Origin of the sequence: Peptacetobacter sp. AB845 (genome assembly GCF_047528295.1) — a bacterium.
Classification (GTDB): Bacteria; Bacillota; Clostridia; order Peptostreptococcales; family Peptostreptococcaceae; genus Peptacetobacter.
Genome location: NZ_CP180001.1, coordinates 1,496,229 through 1,517,807 on the forward strand (window position 1 = coordinate 1,496,229; position 21,579 = coordinate 1,517,807).

Genomic DNA, 21,579 nt, shown 5'->3' on the forward strand with positions numbered 1-21,579 from the left:
ATATAAAAGCAAATTGTAGCTACTAGCTAGAGGTATAACTTTTAGTTAGTAGCTATTTTTATATATTTTTATAATATATTAGAAATAAATAAAATATTTGTAAGAAAAATGTTAGAACCTATAAAAAGGGGGTATTATAGATAATGTAAATCAAATAAGATAAATACAAATAAAAAATATTAATAAAAAATTTGGAGGAAAGAAAAATGGCAAAAGTTATAAATACAGCAGAATTTAGAGATAAAGTAGAAAATGGAAGTGGAGTAGCAGTAGTAGATTTCTTCGCTACTTGGTGTGGACCTTGTAAGATGTTAGCACCTGTATTTGCAGAAGCAGGAGAAGATATGAAAGAAGAAGCAAACTTCTACAAATTAGATATAGACGAAAGTTTAGAAATAGCTCAGCAGTTTGGAGTATCTTCAGTTCCAACTATGATAGTATTCAAAGATGGAAAACCTGTAGATCAGATAGTAGGATTCATGCCTAAAGATAGACTAATAAGCAAAATAAAAGCAAGTCTATAATAAATAATGTAATTAACTAAAATAAACATAAAAAATAACCATTAGAGAAAATAAAGATAAGTGATTTCCTTTTAAATTTAATTGGAATGATACTTATCTTTAATTCTATAAAGATAAAAAATTCTACAAATAAAAAATATAAATAAAGAATAAATGGTTTGGTTTTGAGAAAAAAGGGTGATAAAAATGAGATACGATATAGCGATAATAGGAAGTGGCCCAGCAGCTCTTTCAGCTGCGATAAATGCAAAAATAAGAAATAAAAATATAATTGTATTTGGATCAAAAAATTTAAGTAATAAATTAGTTAAGGCTCCAATTGTCGATAACTATTTAGGTTTTTCTAATGTAACAGGAATTGAGCTTATGGAAAGCTTTAAAAAACATCTGGACGATATGGATATAGAGATAGTAAATAAAAAGATAAATAATGTATACGCAATGGGAGATTATTTTGCATTAATGTCTGGACAGGAAATGTTTGAGGCAACTAGTGTTATACTTGGTACAGGTGTAGAATTTTCAAGAGCTATAGAAGGTGAAGAGAAGTTTTTAGGAAGAGGAGTAGGTTATTGTGCTACTTGCGATGCACCTCTTTATAAAGGCAAAACAGTAGCTATAATAGGACATACACCAGATGCAGAAGAAGAAGCAAATTATATAGATGAAATAGCAGAAAAAACTTACTACATTCCAGTATACGATATGGAAAAAACTGCAGGTGCCGGAGATATAAGTGAAAATATTGAGGTTATATCTAGCAAAGCAGTTAAAATAGAAGGGGATACTCATGTAAACAAACTAGTCTTAAAAGATAGAGAGATAGATGTAGACGGTGTATTCATACTTAAAGACAGTGTTTCACCTGGGGTTTTAGTTCCAGGTCTTGAAATAGAAGGAGCACATATAAAAGTAAATAGAGATATGAGTACTAATATAGCTGGATGTTTTGCTGCAGGAGATTGTACAGGTAAGCCATATCAGTTTATGAAGGCAGCAGGAGAAGGACAGGTTGCTGGACTTAGTGCAGTTACTTATTTAAGCAAATTTATTAAATAATATATTGATTGAAATATTAATTGAAAAAATATATACTTATAAAGTAAAAAATAAGTGAAAAGTAATTAGAAAATACATATAGTCAGAATAATCAAATAATTGCCTTGCTACTAGTCAATATTTTGATATAATTTTTACTAGCGATAGACACTAATTAAACAGATTAGTTTATGCATAAAAATATAAATAATAAATTTACATATTTTATTAATTTTGATATGATAAATTAATGAAATAAATAGAAAAATATATAAAAAGGAGAAAAATAAATATGAAAATATGTTTCCCAGTAAAAGAAGATAAAGGATTAGATAGTGTATTATATGGACATTTTGGTACTGCACCAATATTTATAGTATGCGATACAGAAACTGGTGAATTTGAAGCCGTTGAAAACGGACATTTAGACCCAGAAACAGGTAAACACCCAGAAGGTCAGTGTAACCCAGTAAAAGCTCTTAATGGTGCTGTAGTGGATGTAGCAGTTGTAGCGGGAATAGGAAAAGGTGCTATGATGAAGTTAGGTGAAGCAGGAATAAGCGTATATCAGGGAAATTCACTACTTAATGTAAAAGGTAATTTAGATCTAATAAAAGATGGTAAATTAATACTATTTGATATAAACAAAACTTGTTTACACCATCACTAAGATAATAAATAAAAAATAAAATATTTTAGATAATAAAAAAGCCCTCCAGTTTAAGCTGGAGGGTTAATTTTTTATAATTCTTTTGCATTTGTTTCGATAGCATCAACAGTTGTGCTGATGTCATCTAATTCTCTGTTTAGAGTATCCATATCTTCGCCTTCTACATTATAGTTTAAGAAAAGATATTCTATTGTATCAGTCATTTTATTGACTTTATTAGTTATTTCTAAGAACTTTTTAAAGTTGCTACTATTTTTAGCATTTTTAAATTTCTTTAAATCTTTAGTTATAAAAGTAACTACTTCTATTTCTGTTTCGAATACACCTTCTGATATTGGGTAAGGATTAATTCTCTGTAAGAAATATTTTCCTTTTTTATTTATGTTGTAACAGTATGAAACTTGAAGATCTTCGTCTATATCAAATTCGATGAAATAAAGAATTCCTCTAACTTTTTTTATTTCTGTTGCTCCAAGTTGTCTAAGTAGAAGCTCAATTGAATCGGCTTCAAAAGTATTTAAATCCATATAAATCACTACTCCTTTAATAATATTATATAACAATAATTAAGATTTTCACAATAATAAAATACTATATATTATTAGAAAATTATAAGTAGATATACAGTTGATATAGCTACTGATAATATCATTAAAGGGAATCCTATCTTTAAGAAGTAACCAAAAGATATTGGATGACCATGTTTTTCACTAACTCCTGCTAATACAACGTTGGCAGATGCACCTATAAGTGATCCATTCCCACCAAGACAAGCACCTAAAGAAGTAGCCCACCATAATGGTGTTACATCTATTCCGTTAGCCTGCATAGTTAAAATAAGTGGTATAAGTGTAGCAACGAAAGGTATATTATCAAGGAATGCTGAAATTATAGCTGATAACCATAGTATTATCATTGTAGTAGCTACTATATGTCCTTCTGTAGCGTTTATTATTAATTCTGCTAAAGATCCGATTACTCCTGATTCAACAAGACCTCCAACTACTATAAATAAACCTACAAAGAAGAAGATAGTAGACCATTCTATACTTGCAAATATTTCATCTACATCCTGTTTTCCTATTAAAAGCATTATAACTGCACTTGTAATAGCTACAACACAAGATTCTATTCCTAAATTAGAGTGGAAAACAAATCCAACTAATGTAAATATTATCATTACGATACTCTTTTTAAGAAGAGCTCTATCCTGAATTGATTTTTTCTCATCAAGATTCATTATAGTTTCTTTAGCTGCTTCATCTACTACAAGTTTATTTCCATAAATAAATTTGAAGCAGATTATAGTAACTGCTAGTATAACTAAAACTACAGGACCTAAGTGAGTTAAGAAGTCTACAAAACTAAGACCTGCTGCACTACCAATCATAATGTTTGGTGGGTCCCCGATAAGAGTAGAAGTACCACCGATATTAGAAGCTAATATCTGAGTCATCAAGAAAGGTATAGGATTTACTCCTAATAACTGAGTTACAACTATTGTCATAGGACCGATAAGTAATACTGTTGTAACGTTGTCTAATACAGCTGAAAGAACTGCTGTAACAATCATGAAATAAATCATTATTTTCCAAGGATCACCCTTGGTTTTCTTTGCCGTCCAAATTGCTATATACTCGAATAATCCAGAGTTTTTTATAACTGACACGAAAAGCATCATACCGATAAGAACACCTATAGTGTTGAAATCAACGTGTTCAAGTCCTTTATCTAATGTAAGAATACCAGTTAATACCATTAATATAGCTCCTGAAAGAGCCGCTACTGTTCTATTTATTTTTTCTGATATTATTGCTGCCATTACACATACAAAGATAAGGATTGAAATTATCTGCTGAAAATTCATTTTTAAATCCTCCTGTGTAAAAACTATTTTTTATTAATGCTAATTAAAAAATTTATTTTGTTTAGTAAATAGTGTGAATCTGGTTAACTATTTACATTTAAAGTTATTGTTTAAAACTTACGCAAGAACAGAATCTATCATAGTACTTTTCAAATGATAATTCAATAGTTTTTTTAGATAAATATTTTTTAAACAAAGAAAGCAATTTCCTGTTAAAACTTTATTAAGTAAAGAGATAACGTTATCTGAATTGAATAATTAGTATACAATAATGCAATTTACTTGTAAATTGGAAAATTGAATAAATAAATATCGAATATTTCATAAAAAGTATTGTAAATTGCATAAAAGTTGTTTATAATCATAATAAATGAATGATTTAAAAAATATCTTTCAATTATTTTAAAATTAGGTTAAAAACAAAATTTTAATAATAGAAATAATTTTAAGGTATCTAAAGGGAGGTAGTTTATGCAGGCGATATTTGATTCTTTCTATTCTATGGTAGGAGTTCTTAATAACTATTTATGGTCTTATGTTTTAATAATAATGCTTGTAGTTTTAGGAATTTACTTTACATTTAGAACAAAATTCGTGCAGTTTAGATATTTCAAAGAAATGTTTAGACTATTAACAGATGGTAATGCTAATAAAAATGCTAAAAAAGAAGGTAAAATATCTTCATTCCAGGCATTTTGTATAAGTACATCATCAAGAGTTGGTACAGGTAACATAGCTGGTATAGCACTTGCAATAGCAGGTGGTGGGCCAGGTGCAATATTCTGGATGTGGATAATGGCTTTAATAGGATCTGCATCAAGCTTTGTTGAAAGTACATTAGCTCAGATATACAAAGTTAAAAATGGAACAGCTTACAAAGGTGGTCCAGCTTATTATATTGAACAGGGACTTAATATGAGATGGTTAGGAATAATATTTACAATATTAATAAGTATAACTTACGGATTCGTATTTAACTCTGTTCAGTCAAATACTTTATCATTAGCTTTCAACAATGTATTCCATGTTGAATATATGGTAATAGGTATAGTGTTAGCAGTTCTTACAGCACTTGTAATATTCGGTGGAGTGCACAGAGTTGCTAAAGTTTCAGAAGTAATAGTTCCTGTATTCGCAGGTCTGTACATATTAGTTGCTATAGGAATAGTTGTTTTAAACATAGGAAAATTCCCAGAACTTATATCTACAATAGTTGCAGATGCTTTTAAACCAAGACAGATGATAGCAGGAACAAGTGCAGGATTTATGACAGTTCTTTTAACTGGTGTTAAGAGAGGTCTATTCTCTAATGAAGCTGGTATGGGTTCTGCTCCTAATGCAGCTGCAACAGCAGAAGTTTCTCATCCAGTTAAACAGGGATTAATACAGACATTAGGTGTATTTACAGATACTATAATAATATGTTCTTGTACAGCATTTATGGTATTACTTTACAATGGATATGCAACAAGTGGAAATGAAGGTATAGCTTTAGCTCAGGAAGCTCTTACTGCACATATAGGACCAATAGGTGGTATATTCTTAGCATTATGTATATTCCTATTTGCATTTAGTTCAATAGTTGGTAACTACTACTATGGAGAATCTAATATACAGTTCGTAACTGAAAGCAAAGGTGCTTTAAATGTATACAGAGTTTTAGTTTGTGGTATGGTATTCTTCGGTTCAATAGCAAAACTTCAGGTTGTTTGGGATTTAGCTGACTTATTTATGGCATTTATGGCAATCATCAACATGATAGTTATAGCTAAATTAGGAAAATATGCATATATAGCATTAGAAGATTATACTAAACAGAAAAAAGCAGGTATAAAAGACCCTGAATTCTATGTTGATGGAATAGAAGGATTAGAAAATGTTGAATACTGGCATAAAGAAGATAAAGCCAATTAATATAACATAAAACCAACTAATATAATATAAAGCTAACTAATAGATATATTTAATTAGAGCTAGATATTTGATATTTTTTATAAATAGATTTTTAGTATTTTATACTAAAGTTTTATAAATCAAAAAATAAAATGTTTGAACAAATTAATTTGTTATGATATACTCAAATCAAATGAAAAAGTCTTCACCATTTATTAAGTGAAGTGTTAAAAACATAATATCGACGCTAGGGGCGCTGAAATAAGGTCAGCTGAGAGAGAAAGCCAAAAACTTACAAACCCTAAACACCTGATCAAGATAATGCTTGCGAAGGGAAGCTGGTAGAATAATTTTCAATAGAGTAAAAGTTTGAGTACAACAAATAAAAAGTACAAAACTAATATAGAAGATGAAAGTGCTTTCCTAAGTAAGGGAAGCACTTTTTTATTTGCAAAAAATCAGATAAGAGAGCAAAAATTGCTTTCAATATACAAAAAATGGAGGTATTTGTATGACTTACACTACACAGCTTGATGCAGCTAGAAAAGGTATAATAACTAAAGAAATGGAAATAGTTGCTGATAAAGAAATGATGGACGTAGAGGAATTAAGAGAATTAATTGCTCAGGGGAAAGTAGTTATCCCAGCTAACAAAAATCATAAATCACTTAGCCCAGAAGGTATAGGTAAAGGATTAAAAACTAAAATAAACGTAAACCTTGGTATATCAAGAGACTGTAAAGATATAGACCGGGAATTAGAAAAAGTTAAAACTGCTATAGAAATGAAAGCAGAAGCTATAATGGACCTTAGTAACTATGGTAAAACAAGAGAATTCAGAGAAAAAGTAGTAGAAATATCTCCAGCAATGATAGGTTCTGTTCCTATGTATGATGCTGTTGGATTTACTGAAACTGCATTAGTAAAAATAACAGAAGAACAGTTCTTACAGGTTATAGAACAGCATGCAAAAGATGGTGTAGACTTTATGACAATACACGCAGGTCTTACTAAAGAAATAGGAGATAGAATAGCTAAAGATAAGAGATTAACTCATATAGTATCAAGAGGAGGTTCTCTATTATTTGGATGGATGTACATGAATAATAAAGAAAACCCTATGCTAACTAACTTCGATAAAATACTTGATATATGCGAAAAATACGACGTTACTCTAAGCTTAGGAGATGCTTGTAGACCAGGTTCTATAGCAGATGCTACTGACTACGCTCAGATACAGGAACTTATAAACTTAGGAGAACTTACTAAGAGAGCTTGGGAAAGAAATGTACAGGTTATGATAGAAGGGCCAGGACACATGGCAATAAACGAAATAGAAGCTAACGTAATGTTAGAAAAGAAATTATGTCATGAAGCTCCATTCTATGTACTTGGACCTCTAGTAACAGATGTTGCTCCAGGATATGACCATATAACTAGTGCAATAGGTGGTGCACTTGCAGCATCTAAAGGTGTAGACTTCTTATGCTACGTTACTCCAGCAGAACACTTAAGATTACCTGATTTAAATGACATGAAAGAAGGTATAGTTGCAACAAAAATAGCAGCACATGCAGGAGATATAGCAAAAGGAATAAAAGGTGCTAGAGAATGGGACAACGCTATGTCTAAAGCTAGAGCAGAATTAGATTGGGCTACAATGTTCGAATTAGCATTAGATCCAGAAAAACCAAGAAAATACAGAGATTCTTCTAAACCAGAACACGAAGATAGCTGTACTATGTGCGGAAAAATGTGTGCACTTAGAACAGTTAATAAAATATTCAATGGTGAAGAAGTGGATTTAGTATTTGACTAATATTTATGTAAGTAATTAAATGATATTGTATATTTAGAATTATTTATTAAAGATAAAATATATAATTATTAAGATAAATTAATAAATATTGCAACGAAATGGAGGTGCAATATATGAAAGTTAATGGAAAAGAAGTACAGTTTCCAGAAGGGACTACTGTTTCCCAGATATTAGATAACTACAAAATAGATAGGAATAGAGTAGTTGTTGAGATAGATATGAAAATAGTAGATGAATCTGAATACGATACTTATATACCAGATAAAGAAGCTATGGTGGAATTAATAGCTTTCGTTGGAGGCGGTTAAAAATAATGGATATTTTTCTAAATGAAAAGAAAATATCTGCTAAAGAAGGTATAACTGCCAAAGAAGTAAGAGATGAATACAACAAACTTTGTGATGTAATAATTGTAAATGGATATCCAATTGAGGATAAAGTGTTAAAAGAGAATGATAGAGTAGTACTTATTCAAAAGGGAAAGAAACCAACTTTTGAGGAATTTGAAGCTCTTTTAACTGCGAGACATACACCAAATGTTCATAAGGCTTTGAAAAAAGGAAAAGTTGCAATTCTTGGATTAGGGGGGCTTGGCTCTAATATAGCCAGTTCCCTTGCAAGAATTGGAGTAGGGAAATTAATACTTGCAGACTTTGATGTTGTAGAGCCTTCAAATCTAAATAGACAGAATTATTTTATAAATGATATTGGCAAACTCAAAACTGAGGCTACAAAAGAGAATATTGAAAGAATAAACCCTTTTGTAGATATAACTTTGGTGAATGAAAGAATAAGCAAAGAAAATATGGAGTTATTTTCTGAGGCAGATATTATTGTAGAGGCCTTTGACAATCCAAATTGTAAGGCAGAAATAAGCAATTATGTATTAATACATATGAGAGATAAGTATTTAGTTGCTTCATCAGGAATGGCTGGATACTATGATTCAAATATAATTCAGACTAAAAAAATAAGAAATAAGTTTTATATTTGCGGAGATTTTGTAAATGAAGCTAAAGAAGGAGATGGATTAATGGCTCCTAGAGTTTCGATTTGTGCAAATCACATGGCAAATAAAGTAGTACAGATACTAGTAGATGGCGAATAATTTTATTATTTATTATAAAAATAGATTAGTTAAAGTAATCTGAAAATAGGGGGAATAAAAAATGGATAAATTAGTATTAAAAGGACATGAATTTGATAGTAGACTTCTAATAGGAACAGGAAAATACGGCTCAAATGATATGCTTCCAAAAGTTATAGAAGCTAGTGGAAGTGAAATAATAACTATGGCACTTAGAAGAGTAGACCTAGATGAAAGAAACAAAGAAGAAAATATACTTACTTACATACCAAAAGATATGACAATACTTCCAAACACTTCAGGTGCTACAAATGCAGAAGAAGCAATAAGAATAGCTAGAATTTCTAGAAAAATGGGATGTGGAGATTTTATAAAAATAGAAGTTATATCAGATATGAGATACTTACTTCCAGACAACGAAGAAACAATAAAAGCTACTAAAGTATTAGCTGATGAAGGATTTATTGTATTACCATACATGACTCCAGACCTTTATGCAGGAAGAAGATTAATAGAAGCAGGTGCAGCAGCTGTTATGCCACTTGGAGCACCAATAGGATCTAATAGAGGTCTTCAGATGAAAGAAATGATAAGAATAATGATAGAAGAATTAGATATACCTATAATAGTAGATGCTGGTATAGGTAAACCATCTCAGGCTATGGAAGCTATGGAAATGGGAGCTGATGCGGTTCTAGTAAATACTGCTATAGCATCTGCAGGAGATCCAGTTGAAATGGCAAAAGCATTCAAATTAGCAGTTGAGGGAGGAAGAGCTGCATACTTAGCTAAAACAGGTGCAGTTTCAGAATATGCTAATGCATCTTCACCATTAACAGGATTTTTAGGAAACTTAAATAAATAGGGAAATTAAGAATAAGAAAGCAGGCGATAAGAAATGAGTTTCTATGAAGTAATAGAACAGTATAAGGATTTTGATTTTGATAAATATTGGGAAAATGTAACAGACTATGATGTTTTAAGAAGTTTAGAAAAAGATAAATTAGACCACAATGATGTTTTAAACTTATTATCTCCAACAGCTGAAAAACATCTAGAAGCTATGGCACAGAAAGCTCATAGAATAAGTATACAGAATTTTGGTAGAGCATTAACTTTATACACTCCTATGTATATAGCAAACTACTGCGAAAACCACTGCGTATACTGCGGATACAACTGTCACAGTGGAATCAAAAGAAAAAAATTAAACATGGAAGAAATAGATAAAGAATGTCAGGCAATCGCTGAACAGGGATTCAAACATATATTAATACTTACTGGAGAAAGTGAAAATATGTCAAGTGTTGAATATATAGGAGAAGCTGTAAATCTATCTACTAAATATTTCCCTTCAATAGGAATAGAAGTTTATCCAATGAGTGTTGAAGGATACAAACACTTAGTAGAAAATGGAGCAGAAGGTCTTACTGTATATCAGGAAACATATAATGAAGAAATGTACAAAAAAGTACATCTAAAAGGGCCAAAAGCTAACTACAAATGGAGATTAGATGCACCTGAAAGAGGAGCAAAAGCAGGTATGAGAACTCTTACACTTGGAGCTCTTTTAGGACTTTATAAATGGAGAACAGATGCATTCTTTACTATACTTCATGGAGAATATTTAAAAGATCATTATCCATATATTGAACTATCTTATTCTGCACCTAGAATAAGACCTTTCAAAGGATGCTTTGAAGGATTAATGGAAGTAACTGATACTAATATGGTTCAGGCTATGTTAGTTATGAGACTATTTGACCCTCATGCAGGATTAAACGTATCTACTAGAGAAAACTTAGAAACAAGAAAACATATAATACCATTTGGTGTAACTAAACTAAGTGCAGGAGTATCAACTGATGTAGGTGGACATTCTCAGAATGAACATGACACAGCACAGTTCGAGCCTAACCACGACTGTGAAGTACCTGAAGTTACAGCAATGTTAAAAGAAATAGGCTATCAGCACGTATTTAAAGACTGGGAAAGATTTGATTATACAGCTAGAAGCCAGAAATAAAGGTAGTGATAAATTTGTATCTTATTACAAATAGAAATTTATGCAGCGAGCAAGAGTACTTTGAAAGAATCAAAGAGGCTTGCATAAATGGAGTAGATAATATAATTATTAGAGAAAAAGATTTAACTGATGAAGAGGTAAAGATGATATATGATAAGATATCTTCGTCTCTTCCAGTTGAAGTTAGAAAAAAAACTTCTATTCTGGTAAATAGCAAATTTAAAGTATATGAAGAGACAGACTGTGATGGAATCCATCTTCCATTTTGGTTATTTAAGGAGAGATTGCAAGAGGGATATGATTTTAATATAGGCAAACAAATAGGACTTTCTCTACATAGTGCGGAAGAAGTAAGCGAAATGGAAGAACTTTGCAGTAAATACGGTGTAAAAGTTTCATATATTACTCTTTCACATATATACGAAACAAAATGTAAGGAAGGGTTAAAACCAAGGGGACTTGAACTTTTGAAGAAGGGCGGAAAATTAACAAAAGTCAAGGTTGTAGCTCTCGGAGGAATAGATTCTTCAAATGCAGCAGAAACACTAAAATACTGTGATGATATTGCGGTTATGTCTTTAATTATGAAAAGTAATGATGTTAAAAATACTGTAGAAGAACTTGTAAGTAATAGATAGTTTCTAATTTATGTTTAATCTAAATTTAATCGGGTAGATATATAGTATATTAAAAATAGTATATTAAAACGGGAAGATTTTTTAGGAGGAAACAATATGAAATTATATGGATATACAAAATGTTCTACAGTTAAAAAAGCTAAAAAATGGCTTGTAGATAATGGAATAGAATTTGAAGATATAGATATGGTACAGAATACACCATCAAGAGAAGAATTAGAAGAAATGTATAGAAGAAGTGGTCTTGATATTAAAAAGTTCTTTAATACTAGTGGAGTGAAGTATAGAGAGCTTAAATTGAAAGATGTTGTAAAGGTTGAACCTGAAGATAAACTTCTTGATCTTCTGGTAACAGATGGAATGCTTATAAAAAGACCTATACTTGATACAGGTAAGGACGTATTAGTAGGATTTAAAGAAGCTGAGTGGACAAAAGTATTACTTGGCGAATAACCCCCATAAATAGAAACCCCAGTTTGTTGGATAAACAATGAACTGGGGTATTTTTTGTTTTAAATATAAAATATTAAAATCATGCCAAAAACACAGTGAATAGAATAAAACTATAGAACAATTGTTATTTTCGATTTGATGTTTTGATAATAAAAATATAAAATAAAAAGCGAATATGAATATTTATTTTAATTTATTTAGTTATTTTTAATATTTCTTATAATTAAACTTAATTAATAAAACAGGGGGTTAACAAATGAATAAGAAACTATCGAAAGTAATAATATGTGGTGTTATAGCTATGATGACACTTACTGCATGTGGAGGAAAAAAAGAAATAAAAAAATCAGAAGAATCAAATTCTAAAGAAAAAACTATAACTGTTGGTTGTGAAGCAACTACACCCGGTTGGATTCAAGCATCTGAAAATGGGGATCTTGCAGGATATGATTATGATGTTTGGCAGGAAATAGGTAAAAGAACTGGTTACAAAATAAAATATAAAGTTATGGAATGGGATGGTATGTGGAGTATGCTAGACCAAGGGAGAATAGACTCAGTTGGTGAGCAGATATCTATATCTCCAGAGAGAAAAGAAAAATATGATTTCTCAGAACCTTATGCCTACAATGTTTACTGTTTATTAGCTGCTAAAAATAACAAAGAGTTAAAAACAATGAACGATTTAAAATCTGGAATGACAATATCATGCGAAACAAATACTAGCGACGAAAATATAGTAAATGCAATAGATAAGGAATATAATGTAAAACTTAAAAAGACTTATTACGATGGAATGTCAGTACAAGATGTTGCACTTGGAAGATGTGATTTATGGCCAAGAGCAGAAACTTCTTGCATAGCTACAATAAAAGAAATAAATGATTTAAAAATACTTGGTAAGACAGACATACTAGAAATAAATGCATACCCATTTGCTAAAACTAAAAGGGGAGAAAAACTTTCAAAAGAAGTAAGTGAAGCTATAAAAGATATGCATAAAGACGGAACATTAAAGAAAATTTCAGAAAAATGGTTTGGAACAGATATATCAGAAAGACCTAAAGGAGCAAAAGAATTACAATAAAAAATAAGGGGTATAATTATGAATTTAAGTTTTTCAATACAGGTATTTAAAGATATGATGGGGGTTTTACCTGTTACAATTTCACTGACTATTTTTTCGTTTATAGCTGCTTTGGTTATAGCTATAATAATAGCTATAGTTGATTATTTCAAAATACCATTAATAAAACAAATATTTGATGTATATGTTTCATTTTTTAGGGGAACGCCTTTATTGCCACAGTTATTTCTTTTATATTTTGGTATACCTACATTTATAAAGCCTCTTAGAAGTGTTCCAGCGTATATTATTTGTATAATAGGTCTTACCCTAAATGCAGCTGCCTATATGAAAGAGGTTATAAGAGGTTCAATTCTTTCAGTTCCAGAAGGACAAAAGGAGGCTGCACTTGCCCATGGAATGACATCTATGCAAACTATGACTAGAATAATATTACCTCAAGCAGCTAGAGTTGCCATACCATCTTTATTTAACAACCTTGTTGACATTGTAAAAGGTACATCTATGGCATTTGCTATAGGTGTTATAGAGATAACTGCGACGGCAAATCTAAGGGCATCAGTTACATTTAATTACTTTGAGGCGTATATGATATTGATGATTATGTATTGGATTATAATTGTAGGGCTTGAACAAGTTGAAAAGAAATTAGAAAGTAAGATGTCTAAAGGATATGTACGATAAGAGGTGGCTCAATGATTAAAATAGAAAATTTACATAAAAAATTTGGAGATACTGAGGTATTGAAGGGAATAGACTTAGAAGTTAAAAAAGGAGAAGTTGTTGCAATAATAGGACCTTCTGGAACTGGAAAATCTACTTTGTTAAGATGTATAAATTATTTAGAAGTTCCAGATAAAGGTGTTATAACGGTCGGAAATGTTTCTGTAGATGCAGAAAATCATAATAAATCAGAAATACATGATTTAAGAAAACATACAGCTATGATTTTTCAAAATTATAATTTATTTCAAAATAAAAATGTTCTTCAAAATGTAACAGAGGCATTGATAGTTGGAAAGGGAATGAAAAAACAGGATGCTGAAAAAGAAGCTATAAATCAGCTAGAAAAAGTTGGAATGTCTGATAAAATACACCAATATCCCATAACTTTATCTGGAGGTCAGCAGCAGAGGGTTGCTATAGCTAGGTCAATGGCAACTAAACCGGATATACTCTTATTTGATGAGCCGACATCTGCCTTAGATCCAGAATGGGTACAAGAAGTATTAGAGGTAATAAAAAAGTTGGCAGAAAAACACCATACTATGCTTATAGTGACTCATGAAATGAAATTTGCAAGAGATGTTGCAGATAGGATAGTATTTATGGACGGTGGCATAATAGAAGAAGAGGGAATTCCAGAAGAATTATTATCAAAACCTAAGTCAGATAGAACAAGAGAGTTTTTAAAAGTTACAAAGCTTGGAGATTTATAGAGTATAAAAATTATATAAATTTAAAATGGACTATTGCATATTTTGTGGTAGTCCATTTTTTATATGGATTTATAAAAAAGAGAATTTATTACATGTGTAATGTATAAAAAATGTATAAAATTTAGAAAAATTGTATATATACTGTATATACAGTTGACAGGATTTATATACAGTGTTATTATGTGTATATAGATAGTATATACAGTATATACACAGATAAACAAGGAGGGATAATGTTGAATATTATAATAGATGATAAATCAAAGCTATCCCTGTACGAACAAATACAAAGTCAGATAAAAGCTCAGATTTTGAGTGGGGATATAAAACCTGGAGAAATGCTTCCGTCGATAAGAACACTAGCAAAAGAGATTAAAGTTAGCATAATCACCACAAAAAGAGCTTATGAAGAATTAGAAAAAGAAGGATTTTTGGAAACTGTACAGGGAAAAGGTACATTTGTATCTGAAAAAAATCAAGATAGGATAAAAGAAATAACTATGTATGAAATTGAAAACAAGCTTGAAGATATAATAAGGCAGGCAAAGGCTATAGGGCTTACATTAGATGAAGGAATAGAGATATTTAAAAGTATCTATGAGGAGGTGTAATTTATGAATGCAGTAGAATTAAAAGGTCTTAAAAAGAATCTAGGAGATTTTAAGTTAGATATAGACGATTTTAAAATAGAAAAAGGATTGATAACAGGGTTTGTTGGAAAAAATGGAGCAGGAAAGACTACAACAATAAATCTTATAATGAATTTTATTGAAAAAAATAGTGGAAGTATAAAGATATTTGGCAGAGAATTTAGTGGAAAAGAGTTAGATATAAAGGAAAAAATTGGATATGTGGGAGATAAGTCTGGTTTTATGGCTGAGGCTACATTAAAATCTATCAAAAGTAGCATATCTAATTTTTATAATGCTTGGGATGAAGATTTATATAAGAATTTGATGAATAGATTAGAACTAACAGAAACAAAGACATACAAAGACTGCTCAAAAGGTCAGCAGAAGAAGTTTGAGATTGTTATGGCATTATCTCACAGACCAGAGATTCTTATAATGGACGAGCCAACTGCAAATCTAGATCCTGTTGTAAGAGATGAGGTCATGGATATAATACAGGAGATGATGGAGCAGTACGAATTAACAGTGTTTTAATCAACTCATATAACTTCAGACCTTGAAGATGTGTGTGACAGCATAGCATTTATAGATGACGGAAAGATTTTCTTAAAAGGATATAGAGAGGATGTAATAGAATCTCATAAAATTGTCAAAGGAAGATTAGACTTATTAACTGAAGAAACAGAGAAGTACTTTGTAAGTATAAATAAAAATGACTTTGGATTTGAGGCACTTACTAATGATTATAATGGATTATTTGAGTTATTAGGTGAAGAGGCAATTTACTCAAGACCAAAGATAGAAGATATTTTAAAATTCTATATAAGGGGGTAATGAGATGAAAAATATTATAAACCTTACTAAAATGAGTTTAAAAAACTTAAATGCAATTAAAAAGTTTGCTATAATAAGTATTTTTGCTGTAGTAGTGGCAGTTTTCTTTGTAAGTGAAGGGACTAAGAATGTGAACGGAGCAGAGGCAAACAGCATATACTTATTAATGATAATAAATCTTATGGCGTATATTTTTACATATATGGTTATGGCGTATGAAGAAATGAGCAATATAGATATTTTGATTGGATACCTTCCAGTCGAAAAGAAAGAATATATAAAATCTAGATATTTACTTGGACTTGCTGGGGTTTTATTAGGAGTTGTTCTATTCTTTGTAGTGATATTTGCCAGAAATATGGTTAAAACAGGTAGTATAGTAGGAAGTATGGGAATGAATGGGATACTTGAATTGGCAGGAATGGGTATATTCTGTGCAATACTTACAATTTCAATAATAATTCCTTCTCATATAGGATTTGGAGGAACTAAAGGAAGATTAATAGCTATAATTGGATTCATGGCACCAATGTTTGCAGGAGCAGCGATTGCAAATGTAAGTGATTTTGCGAGTATATGAAAAAAAGTCTGTAAATTTAATCGCCTTCTATGGTAATATCAAATTAATCATAGGAGGCGATTTTTTATGGGCAGAAAGAAAAGAGAACCATTGAATCCAGAAAAGAAAAATATAATAGCGGAGCTAATTAAAACATATGAAATTAAAACCGCTCAAGACATTCAGGATGCACTTAAAGATCTTTTGGGGGATACTATTCAAGAAATGCTTGAATCTGAAATGAATGAGCATCTTGGATATGAAAAATATGAACGTGGTGAAAATACCAACTCAAGAAATGGATATAAAACAAAAAGAGTAAGATCTGGAATGGGAGAATATGAAATTGATGTTCCTCAAGATAGAGATTCTTCTTTCGAACCTCAAATTGTCAAAAAAAGACAAAAGGATATTTCTGAAATAGAGCAAAAGATAATAAATATGTATGCTTTAGGCATGAGTAATAGAGATATAACTTCTCAAATAGAGGATATTTATGGATTTGAACTATCTGAAGGAATGATTTCAGATGTAACTGATAAAATAATACCTAAAATCGAAGAATGGAAATATAGACCTCTTGAAAGTGTGTATCCTGTTGTATATATAGATGCTATCCATTTCTCTGTTAAAGAAAATGGTTCTGTTAAGAAAAAAGCTGTCTATGTAATTCTTGGTATAAGTTCCGAAGGATGCAAAGAAATTCTAGGATTGTATATTGGAGATACTGAAAGCTCTAAGTATTGGTTTTCTGTGCTAAATGAATTAAAAAATAGAGGTGTAAGAGATATTTTAATCGTTTGTGCTGATGGACTATCAGGAATAAAAGAAGCGATAAGCTCTGCTTTTCCAAATACTGAATATCAAAGATGTATTGTTCATCAAGTTAGAAATACATTAAAATATGTATCATACAAAGATAGAAAGGAATTTGCTAATGATTTAAAAACAATATATCATGCCATTAATGAAGAACAGGCTCTAGCTAATTTAGAACGTACTTCAGAAAAATGGAATGAAAAATATCCAAATTCTATGAAATCTTGGTTTAGTAACTGGGATTCAATTATACCGATATTTAAATTTTCACCAGAGACTAGAAAAGTAATTTATACTACAAATGCTATTGAAAGTGTAAATTCGCAGCTAAGAAAAATAAATAAAAAAAGAACTGTTTTTCCAAATAAGATTTCTCTAGAAAAATCACTATACCTATCAGTTGAAAAAATAAGCAAAAAATGGAGTATGCCTATTAGAAACTGGGGTTATATTTACGGAGAACTTTCTATAATGTATGAAGATAGATTGTAATAATTAAAAAAGTCAAGAAAACCGCTTTTTAGCTGGTTTTCTTGACATGCAACAAAATAAATAATATTATGTTTTCAAAGGCGTTAGCCATTTACTCATAAATTATTTTAAGTCTATTATACTACCTAACGGTAGTTTAAGCCATAGAGGGCTTATTTACAGAAAAAATTCTATATACCCGATTTTGCTAGCCTTAATACTGTTTCTTTCTCTGTAGCACTTTTAGTTGGATCTTTAATACTACTTTTAGGATCATATGAGGTTGCTATTATTGCCTATAAAAGAAAAAGAATCGTATAGAAATAATTGCTGTTGTAAGTTTTTACAATAGATATTAAATGAGTAATCACAAATTAATTTGCATCGACAATTCCGCAAGCGCCCCATACATTTAAATGTTTTCCAATAATAATTGGGGCGCTGAGGACTGGAGAGCAAATAATTGTGATTACTCATTTAAAAAGGCTATTGCAAATTATTTCAACAGCCTTTTTTTTCTCTAAATCATCTATTCATCTCTTTAAATATTTACATTTATTAAATTATATATTATCAAAATTTATTTTTCGTCAGCTAACACATTTCCATCAAATACTTTAGATGGGTAAGATTTTTTCTTCATATGGAAGAATAAAATCATAAGTAGGTTTGTTACTATTAAAATTCCGACAAGAACCGTAACCTGAACAGTTACATCGCCTCTAATAGATATTAACTGTCTTAAACCACTTACTGTATAAGTCATAGGAAGGTATGGGCTTATACTCATAAAGAATTTGTTTGAAAGCTGTATAGCATAAGTACCTGCAGAACCACCTAGCTGTAAAATCATGAAGATTAACATTAAGAATGCTCCTATTTTTCCTAGCAATAAATTGAATAAAGTAACGAGTGACGTAAAGGTCAAGGACGTTAACATTAAGAATGCTAGTGTTTTAGCAGGATACAATGGTTTTAATCCAAGAAGTCCTGTTAATGCAAAGAATACTATTGAAGCAGATAGTATAGCTACAAGTCCTAAAACAGACATTTTACTTGCCCACCATGCAACACCAGAAGAAGGTCTCTTCTTAGGATTGAATGTATCGTAAAGCATGTTTATTGTTATAGGAGCTATGAATAACGCAACTGATAGCATGTAAGGAGCCATAGCAGTACCATTGTTAGGTACTTTATCGACATCAGTATGGCTAGTCTTAACAGGTCTTGCTATTGCATTTGCAGCGCTATCTCCAGTATTAGTATCTTTTATCTTATCTGCACCTGATTTTAATGAATCAGTAAGAGTTACTAATCCATCTTTAACCTGATGAAGGGCACTATCTAATTTATTACTTCCTGCAGCTAACTGTCCACTACCAGATGAAATCCGTAGAGCACCATTTTTAAGCTGTCCTGCACCAGAAGTAAGTTTTGGTCCGTTTGCAGCTAGTTTTGAAGTACCTCCAGCAAGTGCAGCAGAACCGCTTGATAATCTTGATATACCACTAGAAAGTGTTGGAACAGCTGCTGATAATTCTTTACCACCATTTGCTACTTGTTGAGCACCTGCATTTAAAAGAGGTGCATTAGCAGCTAACTGACCTGTACCATTTACTAACTGAGCACTTCCGTCTGATAATGCTTTTATTGAGCTAGAAAGAACTGGCATATTAGCAGCAAGCTGTGAAGTACCATTTGCAAGCTCTGCAGAACCAGAAGCTGCAGAAGTTCCTATAGTATAAAGTCCATTTATAGAGCTTATTATACCTGGAGTTGCTACGTTGCTCCGAGCTTTAAGTTTAGCTGTAGATTCTTTTAATGCTCCTAAACCTTCAAGAGGATTAGAAGAACCACCACTTAATTCAGATAACTCTTTACTTACAGAAACTAAATTAGATTGAGCATTTTCAAGAGCTGAAATCACTGAAGAATCTACAGTATTAGAAGTATTTGAGCCAGAAGAAATATTATCTGCTTCAGATAAAGTTTCTCCACCGCTGTTTTTAACAGCAGATCTTATAGCTGATTTCTGTTCATCTGTAAGACCATCACCAATTGATTCTGCTGCAGAAATAGCGGCTTCTGCATGTTCATTAGTATCAGAATTGTATGCCGCTTTTATATCAGATGAAGAAGTACCAGAATTTGATGAACTTCCTCCAGAATTAGAAAGTCCATTTTTAATTATAGCTAAATCAGAGCCAATATCCTTTAATGATTTTTCTATACCACTTACATCAGGAGTTTTTGAACCAGAAGGTAAATTATTTAAAGCAGTATCAACTTTATTAAGGTACTCTTCAACATTATTTACATAACTTATCATTCCATCTTTCTGAGCTTCAGACATTGAACCTGCGCTCTGTAGTCCTGATGCAAGCTGCTGAGCTCCATTGTTTAACTGAGCAGTCTGATTTGGAAGATTAGCTGTTTTTTCATCTAACTGATTAAGTCCAGAGTTTAACTGTTTAGCCCCATTATCTAGCTGTGTAATACCAGCTACAAACTGCATAACACCATTTCCAAGTTTTGTAGCACCATTAGAAAGTGCCTCAACTCCCTGTGCTAATACTGGAACTTTTTTAGCTAAAGTCTGTATACCAGTGTTAAGCTGATTTGCACCATTATTTAATTCAACAGCACCCGCTACATACTGGTCTAAACCTACTGATAAAGTTTCAGCACCGTTTGCGAAAGTTATAGAGCTTTTAGCAAGTTTATCAAGATTAGTAGTAATAGTTTTATTACCTTTTATTATCTTATCATTACCATCTTTTAATTTGCCACTTCCATCAGCAGCAGTAGTCATTCCTTCGCCGACCTTTTCAAACTGTTCTAAAGCCGCTGTAACGTACATATCAGTTATCTGAGAAGATAGCTGAGTTTTCATTTCAGTTACCGCAGTCTTAGACATTTTTGCTGCTATGAAGTTTCTTCCTTCTGTTGTCTGATAATCTATAGTTACTTTTCTAGGATTATCAGATATAAGAGTAGATGCATTTTTAGAGAAATTTTCAGGTATTGTTACGACCATGTAGTATTTACCATCTTTTATACCTTTATCGGCATCTTTTTGAGAAACAAAGTGGAAGTCCATACTTTTATCCTCTTTAAGGTTATCTACTAACTCGTCACCGACTTTTAAAGTCTTTCCTTCGTATTCTACAGATTTATCTTGGTTTACCACAGCAACCGGTAGATTATCTACTTTGCCGTATGGATCCCACATAGAACTTAAGAATATAATATTGTATAATGCCGGTATAAATGCAACAGCAATTAGTACAACAATAAGGAATTTATTTTTGAAGATTGATTTCCATTCTTCTTTAAACACCTGTAATCATCCTCCTCGTATTTAGTTGTAAATTTATTTAAATTATACGAATATAATTATTCATGAATATAGGTTACGATTATTGATACTAAAAGTCAAACGAAGAAAGAGTGAACAGAGTGTGAATTGGGCAAATCCTAAAAATGAACAATAGTGTTGGAATTTCAAGGATAAAAAGGAATCAATAGATTATTGTTTTCAATTGATGGTTTGTAATAGGTAATATTATAATTGTACAAAAATGATTTTACTATAAAAATAAATGGCTAAATTTGAGGAATTGTAGGGTATGCCCAAAATAATAATGAGTTGAATTTTTTGTGAATATAAAATGAAGCGAAATTAGAAAAAAACCGTTTTATACAAGAGAAAAAGTTAAAAAA

At 31.0% G+C, this 21,579-nt stretch carries 22 protein-coding genes and 1 riboswitch; of the genes, 19 read left to right on the top strand and 3 right to left on the bottom strand.

What is annotated here, in order from left to right; all coding sequences use genetic code 11:
* The first annotated feature begins 206 nt into the window (after positions 1 to 206).
* From trxA to ACK2WO_RS07095, 3 genes are all read left to right on the top strand, one after another.
* The gene (gene trxA, locus ACK2WO_RS07085) at positions 207 to 524 is read left to right on the top strand and encodes a thioredoxin (protein WP_178411715.1); all 318 of its coding nucleotides are present in this window, start codon (positions 207 to 209) and stop codon (positions 522 to 524) included.
* A 186-nt stretch (positions 525 to 710) separates the two neighbouring features.
* Positions 711 to 1,583 (top strand): NAD(P)/FAD-dependent oxidoreductase, encoded by an 873-nt coding sequence (locus ACK2WO_RS07090; protein WP_414697213.1) that lies wholly within the window; start codon positions 711 to 713, stop codon positions 1,581 to 1,583.
* Positions 1,584 to 1,854: 271 nt separating this feature from the next.
* Positions 1,855 to 2,232, top strand: coding sequence for a NifB/NifX family molybdenum-iron cluster-binding protein (locus tag ACK2WO_RS07095; protein WP_414697214.1), 378 nt, complete (start codon positions 1,855 to 1,857; stop codon positions 2,230 to 2,232).
* Between the two features lie 71 nt (positions 2,233 to 2,303).
* Here the strand turns inward: ACK2WO_RS07095 and ACK2WO_RS07100 are convergent, their stop codons facing one another.
* Both ACK2WO_RS07100 and ACK2WO_RS07105 read right to left on the bottom strand, forming a co-directional pair.
* Positions 2,304 to 2,759, bottom strand: coding sequence for a hypothetical protein (locus ACK2WO_RS07100; RefSeq protein WP_414697215.1), 456 nt, complete (start codon positions 2,757 to 2,759; stop codon positions 2,304 to 2,306).
* Between the two features lie 74 nt (positions 2,760 to 2,833).
* A complete protein-coding gene (locus ACK2WO_RS07105; RefSeq protein WP_414697216.1) occupies positions 2,834 to 4,099 on the bottom strand; it encodes an SLC13 family permease in 1,266 nt (421 codons plus the stop codon).
* Positions 4,100 to 4,570: 471 nt separating this feature from the next.
* On the opposite strand from ACK2WO_RS07105, the gene ACK2WO_RS07110 reads away from it, so the two are divergent.
* The 16 genes from ACK2WO_RS07110 (at position 4,571) to ACK2WO_RS07185 (ending at position 17,877) form a co-directional block, all read left to right on the top strand.
* Positions 4,571 to 6,013, top strand: coding sequence for an alanine/glycine:cation symporter family protein (locus ACK2WO_RS07110; RefSeq protein WP_414697217.1), 1,443 nt, complete (start codon positions 4,571 to 4,573; stop codon positions 6,011 to 6,013).
* A gap of 218 nt (positions 6,014 to 6,231) precedes the next feature.
* A riboswitch (TPP riboswitch) is annotated at positions 6,232 to 6,345 on the top strand.
* Between the two features lie 158 nt (positions 6,346 to 6,503).
* Positions 6,504 to 7,811, top strand: a complete 1,308-nt coding sequence (gene thiC, locus ACK2WO_RS07115) for a phosphomethylpyrimidine synthase ThiC (RefSeq protein WP_178411930.1) — start codon at positions 6,504 to 6,506, stop codon at positions 7,809 to 7,811.
* A gap of 113 nt (positions 7,812 to 7,924) precedes the next feature.
* A complete protein-coding gene (thiS, locus tag ACK2WO_RS07120) occupies positions 7,925 to 8,119 on the top strand; it encodes a sulfur carrier protein ThiS (RefSeq protein ID WP_040410236.1) in 195 nt (64 codons plus the stop codon).
* Positions 8,120 to 8,124: 5 nt separating this feature from the next.
* Complete coding sequence (gene thiF, locus ACK2WO_RS07125) at positions 8,125 to 8,919, top strand: sulfur carrier protein ThiS adenylyltransferase ThiF (protein WP_414697218.1); 795 nt, start codon at positions 8,125 to 8,127, stop codon at positions 8,917 to 8,919.
* A gap of 61 nt (positions 8,920 to 8,980) precedes the next feature.
* Positions 8,981 to 9,763, top strand: a complete 783-nt coding sequence (locus ACK2WO_RS07130) for a thiazole synthase (RefSeq protein WP_414697219.1) — start codon at positions 8,981 to 8,983, stop codon at positions 9,761 to 9,763.
* A 33-nt stretch (positions 9,764 to 9,796) separates the two neighbouring features.
* Positions 9,797 to 10,924 (top strand): 2-iminoacetate synthase ThiH, encoded by a 1,128-nt coding sequence (gene thiH, locus ACK2WO_RS07135; protein ID WP_178412673.1) that lies wholly within the window; start codon positions 9,797 to 9,799, stop codon positions 10,922 to 10,924.
* 5 nt (positions 10,925 to 10,929) lie between these two features.
* A complete protein-coding gene (locus ACK2WO_RS07140; protein WP_414697220.1) occupies positions 10,930 to 11,562 on the top strand; it encodes a thiamine phosphate synthase in 633 nt (210 codons plus the stop codon).
* A gap of 96 nt (positions 11,563 to 11,658) precedes the next feature.
* Complete coding sequence (locus ACK2WO_RS07145; protein ID WP_178412675.1) at positions 11,659 to 12,015, top strand: arsenate reductase family protein; 357 nt, start codon at positions 11,659 to 11,661, stop codon at positions 12,013 to 12,015.
* 256 nt (positions 12,016 to 12,271) lie between these two features.
* Positions 12,272 to 13,102 carry a transporter substrate-binding domain-containing protein gene (locus ACK2WO_RS07150; protein ID WP_414697221.1) on the top strand — a complete coding sequence of 277 codons (831 nt, stop codon included), beginning with the start codon at positions 12,272 to 12,274 and terminating at the stop codon, positions 13,100 to 13,102.
* Positions 13,103 to 13,120: 18 nt separating this feature from the next.
* Positions 13,121 to 13,786, top strand: coding sequence for an amino acid ABC transporter permease (locus tag ACK2WO_RS07155; RefSeq protein ID WP_414697222.1), 666 nt, complete (start codon positions 13,121 to 13,123; stop codon positions 13,784 to 13,786).
* Between the two features lie 11 nt (positions 13,787 to 13,797).
* Entirely contained in the window at positions 13,798 to 14,541 is a 744-nt protein-coding gene (locus ACK2WO_RS07160; RefSeq protein WP_414697223.1) for an amino acid ABC transporter ATP-binding protein, read from the top strand.
* A 233-nt stretch (positions 14,542 to 14,774) separates the two neighbouring features.
* Positions 14,775 to 15,152, top strand: coding sequence for a GntR family transcriptional regulator (locus ACK2WO_RS07165; protein WP_414697224.1), 378 nt, complete (start codon positions 14,775 to 14,777; stop codon positions 15,150 to 15,152).
* A gap of 3 nt (positions 15,153 to 15,155) precedes the next feature.
* Complete coding sequence (locus ACK2WO_RS07170; protein ID WP_414697225.1) at positions 15,156 to 15,707, top strand: ATP-binding cassette domain-containing protein; 552 nt, start codon at positions 15,156 to 15,158, stop codon at positions 15,705 to 15,707.
* 30 nt (positions 15,708 to 15,737) lie between these two features.
* Positions 15,738 to 16,007, top strand: coding sequence for a hypothetical protein (locus tag ACK2WO_RS07175; protein ID WP_414697226.1), 270 nt, complete (start codon positions 15,738 to 15,740; stop codon positions 16,005 to 16,007).
* Between the two features lie 4 nt (positions 16,008 to 16,011).
* On the top strand, positions 16,012 to 16,587 hold the full coding sequence (locus tag ACK2WO_RS07180; protein ID WP_414697227.1) for an ABC-2 transporter permease: 576 nt from the start codon (positions 16,012 to 16,014) through the stop codon (positions 16,585 to 16,587).
* A gap of 66 nt (positions 16,588 to 16,653) precedes the next feature.
* The gene (locus ACK2WO_RS07185; RefSeq protein ID WP_414697228.1) at positions 16,654 to 17,877 is read left to right on the top strand and encodes an IS256 family transposase; all 1,224 of its coding nucleotides are present in this window, start codon (positions 16,654 to 16,656) and stop codon (positions 17,875 to 17,877) included.
* 559 nt (positions 17,878 to 18,436) lie between these two features.
* On the opposite strand, the gene ACK2WO_RS07190 is transcribed toward ACK2WO_RS07185, so the two are convergent.
* On the bottom strand, positions 18,437 to 21,196 hold the full coding sequence (locus ACK2WO_RS07190) for a YhgE/Pip family protein (protein ID WP_414697229.1): 2,760 nt from the start codon (positions 21,194 to 21,196) through the stop codon (positions 18,437 to 18,439).
* Positions 21,197 to 21,579 lie beyond the last annotated feature (383 nt).